This window comes from Streptomyces sp. NPDC048185, assembly GCF_043202495.1.
GTDB lineage: Bacteria > Actinomycetota > Actinomycetes > Streptomycetales > Streptomycetaceae > Streptomyces.
Window position 1 is genome coordinate 56,465 of record NZ_JBIDAN010000001.1, and the last position, 8,534, is coordinate 64,998.

Annotated in this window: 7 protein-coding genes and 1 riboswitch; of the genes, 3 read left to right on the forward strand and 4 right to left on the reverse strand. The window is 74.0% G+C overall.

Features of this window, described 5'->3' with window-relative positions; genetic code table 11:
- Positions 1-229: 229 nt before the first annotated feature.
- A complete protein-coding gene (gene abc-f, locus ACGF3H_RS00300; RefSeq protein WP_362493843.1) occupies positions 230-1,828 on the reverse strand; it encodes a ribosomal protection-like ABC-F family protein in 1,599 nt (532 codons plus the stop codon).
- A 276-nt stretch (positions 1,829-2,104) separates the two neighbouring features.
- On the opposite strand from abc-f, the gene ACGF3H_RS00305 reads away from it, so the two are divergent.
- The gene (locus ACGF3H_RS00305) at positions 2,105-2,518 is read left to right on the forward strand and encodes a VOC family protein (protein ID WP_362493845.1); all 414 of its coding nucleotides are present in this window, start codon (positions 2,105-2,107) and stop codon (positions 2,516-2,518) included.
- 37 nt (positions 2,519-2,555) lie between these two features.
- On the opposite strand, the gene ACGF3H_RS00310 is transcribed toward ACGF3H_RS00305, so the two are convergent.
- The 3 genes from ACGF3H_RS00310 to ACGF3H_RS00320 form a co-directional block, all read right to left on the reverse strand.
- A complete protein-coding gene (locus ACGF3H_RS00310) occupies positions 2,556-3,977 on the reverse strand; it encodes a hypothetical protein (RefSeq protein ID WP_362493848.1) in 1,422 nt (473 codons plus the stop codon).
- A 168-nt stretch (positions 3,978-4,145) separates the two neighbouring features.
- Positions 4,146-5,276, reverse strand: coding sequence for an alpha/beta fold hydrolase (locus tag ACGF3H_RS00315; protein ID WP_362493851.1), 1,131 nt, complete (start codon positions 5,274-5,276; stop codon positions 4,146-4,148).
- A gap of 543 nt (positions 5,277-5,819) precedes the next feature.
- Positions 5,820-6,491 (reverse strand): class II aldolase/adducin family protein, encoded by a 672-nt coding sequence (locus ACGF3H_RS00320; RefSeq protein ID WP_362493853.1) that lies wholly within the window; start codon positions 6,489-6,491, stop codon positions 5,820-5,822.
- Between the two features lie 236 nt (positions 6,492-6,727).
- On the opposite strand from ACGF3H_RS00320, the gene ACGF3H_RS00325 reads away from it, so the two are divergent.
- Both ACGF3H_RS00325 and ACGF3H_RS00330 read left to right on the forward strand, forming a co-directional pair.
- Entirely contained in the window at positions 6,728-7,975 is a 1,248-nt protein-coding gene (locus ACGF3H_RS00325; protein WP_362493856.1) for an inorganic phosphate transporter, read from the forward strand.
- A gap of 33 nt (positions 7,976-8,008) precedes the next feature.
- Positions 8,009-8,230: a hypothetical protein gene (locus ACGF3H_RS00330; RefSeq protein ID WP_362493858.1), complete on the forward strand. Its 222-nt coding sequence runs from the start codon at positions 8,009-8,011 to the stop codon at positions 8,228-8,230.
- Between the two features lie 137 nt (positions 8,231-8,367).
- Positions 8,368-8,518, forward strand: a riboswitch (cobalamin riboswitch).
- The last annotated feature ends 16 nt before the right edge of the window (positions 8,519-8,534 follow it).

Below are 8,534 nucleotides of genomic sequence, written 5' to 3' on the forward strand. Positions count from 1 at the left end.
GGAGCGCGTCTGCACATGCGGAATGGACCGTTCCAGAGATTTCCGCGCCTACGGCCGAACGGGTTCCCTGGCGAAACAGCAGGTCAGAAAGGCGCGCGGCCGGGGCCTCCACCGTGGGGGCGCCGGCCGCGAAATCGATGTAGGACACACCTCATGATGAGGAGATCTCACACAGATGGTGGATCACGGATCGGCCGAATGATCCATACCCAGTGGATCATCCATTCGATCAAGCGAGGGCGACGAGATCCGCGTAGTCGGAGCCCCACAGGTCCTCGACGCCGTCCGGGAGCAGGATGATCCGCTCCGGCTGGAGCGCCTCGACCGCGCCCTCGTCGTGGGTGACGAGCACGACCGCGCCCTTGTAGGTGCGCAGCGCGCCGAGGATCTCCTCGCGGCTGGCCGGGTCGAGGTTGTTCGTCGGCTCGTCGAGCAGCAGCACGTTCGCCGAGGAGACCACGAGGGTGGCCAGCGCCAGGCGGGTCTTCTCGCCGCCGGAGAGGACACCGGCCGGCTTGTCGACGTCGTCACCGGAGAACAGGAACGAGCCGAGCACCTTGCGGACCTCCACGAGGTCCATGTCGGGCGCGGCGGAGCGCATGTTCTCCAGGACGGTCCGCTCGGGGTCGAGGGTCTCGTGCTCCTGCGCGTAGTAGCCGAGCTTGAGGCCGTGGCCCTCGACGACCGCGCCGGTGTCGGGCTTCTCCACGCCGCCCAGCAGGCGCAGCAGGGTCGTCTTGCCGGCGCCGTTGAGTCCGAGGATGACGACGCGGGAGCCCTTGTCGATGGCCAGGTCGACGTCGGTGAAGATCTCCAGCGAGCCGTACGACTTGGACAGGCCCTCGGCGGTCAGCGGGGTCTTGCCGCAGGGCGCGGGCTCGGGGAAGCGGAGCTTGGCGACCTTGTCGGACTGGCGGACGGCCTCCAGTCCGGACAGCAGCTTGTCGGCGCGGCGGGCCATGTTCTGCGCGGCGACCGTCTTGGTGGCCTTGGCACGCATCTTGTCGGCCTGCGAGTGCAGGGCGGCGGCCTTCTTCTCGGCGTTGGCGCGCTCGCGCTTGCGGCGCTTCTCGTCGGCCTCGCGCTGCTGCTGGTAGAGCTTCCAGCCCATGTTGTAGACGTCGATCTGGGAGCGGTTGGCGTCCAGGTAGAACACCTTGTTGACGACCGTCTCGACCAGGTCGACGTCGTGGGAGATCACGATGAAGCCGCCGCGGTAGGTCTTCAGGTAGTCCCGCAGCCAGACGATCGAGTCGGCGTCGAGGTGGTTCGTGGGCTCGTCGAGCAGCAGCGTGTCCGCGTCGGAGAACAGGATCCGCGCCAGCTCGACGCGGCGGCGCTGTCCGCCGGAGAGCGTGTGCAGGGGCTGGCCGAGCACACGGTCGGGCAGGTTGAGCGCGGCGGCGATGGTCGCGGCCTCGGCCTCGGCGGCGTATCCGCCCTTGGTGAGGAACTCCGTCTCCTGGCGCTCGTACTGCTTGAGCGCCTTCTCCCGGGTCGCGCCCTGTCCGTTGGCGATGCGCTGCTCGTTCTCGCGCATCTTGCGGATCAGGGTGTCCAGACCGCGGGCGGAGAGGATGCGGTCGCGGGCCAGCACGTCGAGGTCGCCGGTGCGCGGGTCCTGCGGGAGGTAGCCGACCTCGCCGGAGCGGGTGACGGTGCCGCCGGCGGGGATGCCCTCGCCGGCGAGGACCTTGGTGAGGGTGGTCTTGCCGGCGCCGTTGCGGCCGACCAGGCCGATGCGGTCGCCCTTGGCGACGCGGAAGGTGGCGCTTTCGATGAGGACGCGGGCACCGGCGCGCAGCTCGATGCCGGAGGCGGAGATCACGGTCAGACTCCAGGGCGGGTGGTTGACGGGATGGGCGGCTGAGGACGTTTCCCGCCGTCTAATGCGCGAGGAGAATGGCCATGGGGCCAGTCTAACGGGGCCGTGCAACCACTTTTCCCGGGCGCCGGCGTCCGCGGCCCCGTGTTCGGGGCTCCCCTGTTCGGATGCGCTGGTCACGGGCGTTGTCGGCGGCCGGTGCCAGACTGGACGACGGGCCGGGTCCCGGGGCCTCCCGGCGTCCGGTCACCGGCACCGGCTCACAAGGGAGTGATCGGCATGGCAGACATGGACGGCGGCCGCCCGAGCGTCTACCCGACGCTGCTGTACGCGGACGCCAGGGCGGCGGTCCGCCAGCTCACGCAGGCCTTCGGGTTCACGGAACTGGCCGTGTACGAGGGCGAGGACGGCTCGGTCGCGCACGCCGAGCTGGCCCAGGGCAACGGCGCGGTGATGCTCGGCTCCCGGGGCACGGGCAGCCGCTTCGACGAGGCCATGAAGAACGCCGGCACGACCGGGGTGTACGTCGTGGTGGACGACGTCGACGCACACCACCGGCGGGCCGTGGAGCACGGCGCCGAGATCCTCATGCCCCCGACGGACCAGGACTACGGCTCGCGGGACTACATGGCGCGGGACCTGGAGGGCAACATCTGGAGCTTCGGGACGTACGCGCCCGAGATCCCGGGCTGACGTCCGGGGCCGGTCCCCGCCCGCCGGGGCGCCCCGTTCAGCTGCCTCCCGTGTGCACCTGGAAGGCGGCCCGGCGTACGGCCTTGGCCAGCGCCGGGTCGGGGTGGGCGGCGGCGAGGGCGACCAGGACCTGCACGGTGCGCGGGTGCCCGACGGCACGGACCTCGTCGAGGAGGGCCGGGACGGTGGGCTGCACGGCGGACTCCAGGTGCCGGACGAGCAGCGGGGCCTCGCCGTGGTCGGCGACGGCGGCCGCGGTGTCCACCCACAGCCAGGTGGCCTCCTGGCGGGTGAGGACCTCGTGGGCGTCCTCCGGGTCGGCGCCGTCGTGCTCGGCCAGCCACAGCAGGGCGTACGGGCGCAGCGTGGGCTCGTCGAGCACGGCGCGGACGTCGGGCTCGGCCGGGGCGCCGACGACGCGCAGCGCCTCGAAGGCGAGGCCGCGGAGCAGGGCGTCCTCGCCGCGGGCGGCGGCGAGCAACTCGGTGACGGCGCTGCCGACGGGCCGGGCGGCGAGCCAGGCGCGGTACTCGGCGCGGGCCGCGTTGGGGCGGAGCCGGCCGCAGCCGCGCAGCATCGCCTCGGCCGACTGTTCGATGTTCCCGGCGGGGCTCTGCGCGGCCACGCAGATCTGCTCCAGCTTGACCCACACCGCCCAGCTGCCCAGCGGGGTGAGGGTGGCGTGTCCGTCGCCGCAGGTGAGGGCGCCGACGGCGGCCAGGGCGTGCAGGGCCCAGTCGAGCAGGGGGGCGAGCGGGGCGTCGTCCGCGTCGTCGGCGGGCTGCTCCGGCTGCGGGGCCTCGGGGGTCCCCGGTTCCAGCCGGGGGCCGTAGGGGACCTCGCAGCGCTCGGTGCGCAGTTCGGTGACGCGCTGCTCCAGCAGGTCCAGCAGCTGTGCGACGGGCACCGGTCCGGCGGACAGCTGGAGGAAGGAGAGCACCTGGGGCATCGCGGAGACGACCTCGGCGACGGCGGCGGGTTCGTGACCGTCGGGCTCGGGGTGGGCGAGCGACCAGGCGTCGAAGAGGGCGACCCAGCCGCGCAGTACGGCGCTGTCGTCGCGGTTCCAGGCGCGCAGGCGCCAGCCGGGGCGGGCGGTGCCGCCGTGGACCTCGACCAGACCGGCGAGGCGGGCGGTGTCCCAGTCGGCGCGGACCTCGGCCACGGTCAGGCCCAGCTCGCGGGCCGCGTGTTCGGCGGTCGCGTCGGACAGGGTGGCCTTGCCGTCGGCGGTCGCGCTGCCGCGGCCGAGGGCGGCGTCGGCCCAGCGGGCGATGCGGGCGGCGTCGGCCAGGCCGGAGCGTGCCATTCGGGCCAGTTCCGACCGGGCCGGTGTGCCCTCCGGGGGGCGCGGTGCGGCGCGGTGCGTACGGCGCTGGTTCACCGCTCTGGGGGCGGCGGCCAGGGGTCGCGGACGGACGAGTCGAAGCCTGGAGTCGCGCGGGATACGGGACGTCACGGGTGCAGTCTTCCGGTTGACGGTCCGAAAACCCAAACGGAATGCCCGCGGCGGCGGCGGGGACGGCCCGCGAGGGGCCTCGGCAGGCGGCCGGGGAGGGAGAACCGGCCATCGGCGCGGCCCCGAACGGAATCCGAGCGGCGCCCGGCGGGGCAGGGCCCGCGGGGGTCACACCAGGGGGGTCAGGAAACGGCGCAGGGTCTCCAGGTAGGACTCGGGGTCGGCGTTCCACATGGCGCCGTGCGGGGCGTCCCGGACGGTGTGGAGGGAGACCAGACGCGGGTGGGCGTCGGCGAAGCGGCGGGTGGACCGCCAGGGGGCGACCGTGTCGTCGGGGCCGTGGAAGACGAGGGCCGGCACGGTGAGGGCCTCGCGGGCGGCCCGGTCGGCGGCGCCGTCGGCGTGCAGTCCGGCACGGCCCTGCGCGGCGCGGACCGCGAGGGGCAGCAGCACGCCGGGCGTCCGGCGGGCGGCGGCCAGGGCACGCAGGGTGGTCTCCCAGTCGAGGACCGGGGAGTCCAGGACGAGTCCCGCGATGCGGTCGCGGGCGGCGGAGCGCGCGGCGGTGCGCAGGGCCATGGTGGCGCCGGTGGACCAGCCGAGCAGGACGATCTTGCGGGCGCCGTGGTCGAGGGCGTAGTGGACGGCGGCGTCCAGGTCGTGCCACTCGGTCTCGCCGAAGTGGTGCAGGCCGTCGGGCGAGGGCGGGGCGCCGGCGTCGCCGCGGCAGGAGACGGCCAGCACCGGGACGTGCCGGCCGTGCAGGGGTGCCATGAGGTTCAGGGCGTGTTCCCGGGTGGTGCCCAGGCCGTGCACGGCGATGACCCAGGTGGGGCGGGCGCCGGGCACGAACCACGCCGGGAGCGGGCCGAGTTCGCCGGGGACGTCGACCTCGGTGTGGTCCAGGCCGAGGGCGGTGCCGGGAGTGCCGACGTACAGGTTGGGGGTGAGCCAGACCCGGTCACCGGTGTCGAAGGTGCCGTGCGTGACGCTTTCCAGGCGGCGCACGACGGTGTCGGCGCCGTGCTGCGCGTTGCTCAGGACGGGGCCGACGACCGCGTGGGCCGCGTCGCCCGCCAGGCCGTAGCGGCCGGGGCGCAGCGCGGCGAGGTCCCGGGTGAGGGTGATCTGCCCGGCGGCGGTCCCGTGCACGGTGAGCCGGGGTTCGGTGGGCAGGGGCCGGCCGGGGGGCGCCTTGAGCGCGGCGTCGCTGGCCAGCCGGCCGGCGGCGACGCTCGCTGCGCCGGCCGCCGCCAGGGCTGCGGTGACTGCGGCGGCCGTTGCTGTGACAGTGCGCATGGGGCCAGTCTCCCGGTGGAGTCCGTGGGCGGCCAGCGGGCGGACGACACGGAGTGACGACGCCCGGCCGGACCGGACCATGGACCGGCTCGACTGCCGGTACCCCCGAAGCCGCCCCGTAACCCCCGGGCTCCGTGCCGCGGCCGGTGCCGGCGACGACCGGCCGCCGCCGTGGCTCCCCCCCCACCACCACCACGCACGTGCCACGGCACGGCACCGCCGACCGCCGGTCCGGTGCGGCACCCACCGCCGCGCCGCCGAGCGGCGGACGTCTCCCGGCCCGGCGACGGACGCCCCGCACCACGCCCCTGCACGCGCGCCCGCCCGCCGGACCGGCGCGACGGACGGCGCGCGTCCGGGCTGCCCACAGCCGCCGAGCACCGGCACCCGGGCCCGGCACCGTGGAGCGCGGGCCGCTCGCCCGGCGGCCAGGGGGCGCCTCCGCATGCGCCCCCACGGTCCCCCGCACCGGTCGGCCGCCGGGCTGCCCAGCGGGTGCCCGTCACTCGGTGTGACGAGGGACAGCCCTCCGGCAGGGGTCCGTCAGGTCGGCTGGCCGTAGCCGCGCAGGCGTTCCGTCACCTCGTCCAGCTGGGCCGTGGTCAGCAGGGACGGCGTGCGGCCCGGGACCGAGGAGGCCGTCAGCCACAGGCGGCACATCCACTCCAGCTGGGCGGTGCGGTCGTAGGCCTGGTCGAGCGTGTCGCCGTAGGTGATCGTGCCGTGGTTGCGCAGGAGGCAGCCGCTGCGGTCGGCGAGGGCGGCCAGCATGGCGCGGGCGAGTTCGTCGGTGCCGTAGGTCGCGTAGGGCGCGACCCGGACCGGGCCGCCGAGCGCGGCGGCCATGTAGTGGACGAGCGGCAGCTCGGGGACGAGCAGGGAGACCGCCGTCGCGTGCACGGCGTGGGTGTGGACGACGGCGCGGGCGTCGGTGGTGCGGTACACGGCGAGGTGCATGGGCAGCTCGCTGGTCGGGACCAGCGTGCCGAGCACCTGCCGGCCGCCGAGGTCGACGCCCGTCACGTCGCCGGGGGCCAGACGGTCGTAGGGCACACCCGAAGGGGTGATCAGCACCGTGTCGCCGACCCGTACCGAGACGTTGCCGGACGTGCCGACGACCAGCCCGTCGGTCACCGTCCGCCGGGCCGTCGCGACGAGCGCCTCCCAGGCCTCGGACTCCTCCCCGGACACCTGCCCGACCCGCGATTCCGTCACAGTCCAAGCCTCCCGTCGGGCGTCCCGGACGCCCCTCACCGCGCCGCGGTCCGGCGCCCCGCGGCGATCCTGCCAGGCACGTCTCCGGAGAGCGCCGGCGCGGGCACGCAGCGCAGGCGTTCACGGAGGTCACGACCCCGTTTCCGGTCACCATGACGCCCGGTCCAGTTCATCTCCCGTTCACTCTGGTTACCTACGTTCGACGCGCCAATGACCTCGAACGATTGCCTGGGTAAATGGAAAGCTTCTCGCTGATCCTCGCGATTGTGGTGGTAACCGCTCTCGCGTTCGATTTCACGAACGGTTTCCACGACACCGCGAACGCGATGGCAACGACCATTTCGACCGGTGCACTCAAACCCAAGGTCGCGGTGGCCATGTCCGCCGTGCTGAACCTTGTGGGCGCCTTCCTCTCGGTGGAGGTCGCCAACACGATCTCCAAGGGTCTCGTCGACGAGACCGGCATCCGTCCCGAGGTCATCTTCGCCGCGTTGGTCGGCGCGATCCTCTGGAACCTGCTGACCTGGCTGGTCGGGCTTCCGTCCAGCTCCTCGCACGCCCTGATGGGCGGCCTGATCGGCGCCGCCGTCGCCTCGGCGGGCATCGGCGCCGTCCACGGCGACGTGCTCGTCACCAAGGTGCTCCTGCCGGCCGTCGCCGCCCCGATCGTCGCGGGTGTCGCGGCGATGCTCGCCTCCCGGCTGACGTACTCGCTCGGCCGCAAGGCCGACGGCAAGGCCGCGGAGAAGGGCTACCGCGCCGGGCAGATCGCCTCGGCCGGCCTGGTCTCGCTCGCCCACGGCACCAACGACGCCCAGAAGACGATGGGCATCATCACCCTCGCCCTGATCGCCGGCGGCGCCCTCGCCCCCGGCTCGAACCCGCCCGTGTGGGTCATCCTGTCCGCGGGCATGGCCATCGCGCTCGGCACCTACCTCGGCGGCTGGCGCATCATCCGCACCATGGGCAAGGGCCTCACCGACCTCCAGCCGCAGCAGGGCTTCGCCGCCCAGACCAGCGCCGCGACGGTCATCCTGGCCTCCTCGCACCTCGGCTTCTCCCTCTCCACCACCCACTCGGTCTCCGGCGCGGTCATGGGCGCGGGCCTCGGCCGCAAGGGCGGTGTGGTCCGCTGGTCCACGGCCACCCGCATGTTCGTCGCCTGGGGCCTGACCCTGCCGGCCGCGGCCCTGGTCGCCGCCCTCGCCGAGTGGATCTGCGGCTTCGGGGACTGGGGCACGGCGCTCGTCGCGGTCTTCCTGCTCGCCTCCAGCTTCGCGATCTGGCGGATCTCCCGGCGCGAGGTCGTCGACCACACCAACGTCAACGGCGGCGGCGAGCCCGAGCCGGCCGGCGTGGTGACCACGGCGATCGCCGCCGTGACCCCGCCCCCCGCGGGCGTGAGCGAGGAGCTCACCGCCACCGTCGCGGCCCCGGCCGCCGTCGCCGACACCAAGACCCCGTCGGCCGCCACCACCGTCTGAGCCCGCGTCCGGGTACGAAGGAAGAGAACCGCCATGACAATCGACTGGGCAGCCCTCGGCTCCGTCTTCGGCGTCAGCCTCGTGGCCACCGTGGCCCTGGTGGCCCTGTTCACCCTCGGCGTCGTCGGCCTCTCCCGCCAGGAGCGGGCCGCCGCCCAGGGCGGTTCCGCGGTGCTCGCGGTGACCGGTGCCTACGCCTGCTTCGCGGCCTGTGCGGCGGCGGTGGCGTACGGCATCTACCTGATCGTCGCCTGACCGCCGGGCGCACATCGTGCGCGGGGCGCGGGACGGACTCCACCGTCCCGCGCCCCGCGCTTTTTCCGTGCCGGCGCACACCGCCCGTGTGTGGGCCTCCGCACACTCCCCCGCTGCAGGTCAACAGCAAGTTGACGGGTGTTCGCGGGCCGTGGTGGACTTCCGGAGCCATTACGGCGGCAGGAGAGGAAGCCGGTGCGAGTCCGGCGCGGTCCCGCCACTGTCACCGGGGCAGTACGCGAGTACGGTCCCGGGAGCCAGGAACTCTCACCGCCGATTTCGTCGAACCAGGGCGTGGACACCC

Excerpts from the sequence above, each read along its gene's own strand:
- ACGF3H_RS00305 (WP_362493845.1), top strand. The coding sequence starts at position 2,105 with ATGGCAGACATGGACGGCGGCCGCCCGAGCGTCTACCCGACGCTGCTG.
- ACGF3H_RS00315 (WP_362493851.1), bottom strand. The coding sequence starts at position 5,276 with ATGCGCACTGTCACAGCAACGGCCGCCGCAGTCACCGCAGCCCTGGCG.
- ACGF3H_RS00325 (WP_362493856.1), top strand. The coding sequence starts at position 6,728 with ATGGAAAGCTTCTCGCTGATCCTCGCGATTGTGGTGGTAACCGCTCTC.
- ACGF3H_RS00330 (WP_362493858.1), top strand. The coding sequence starts at position 8,009 with ATGACAATCGACTGGGCAGCCCTCGGCTCCGTCTTCGGCGTCAGCCTC.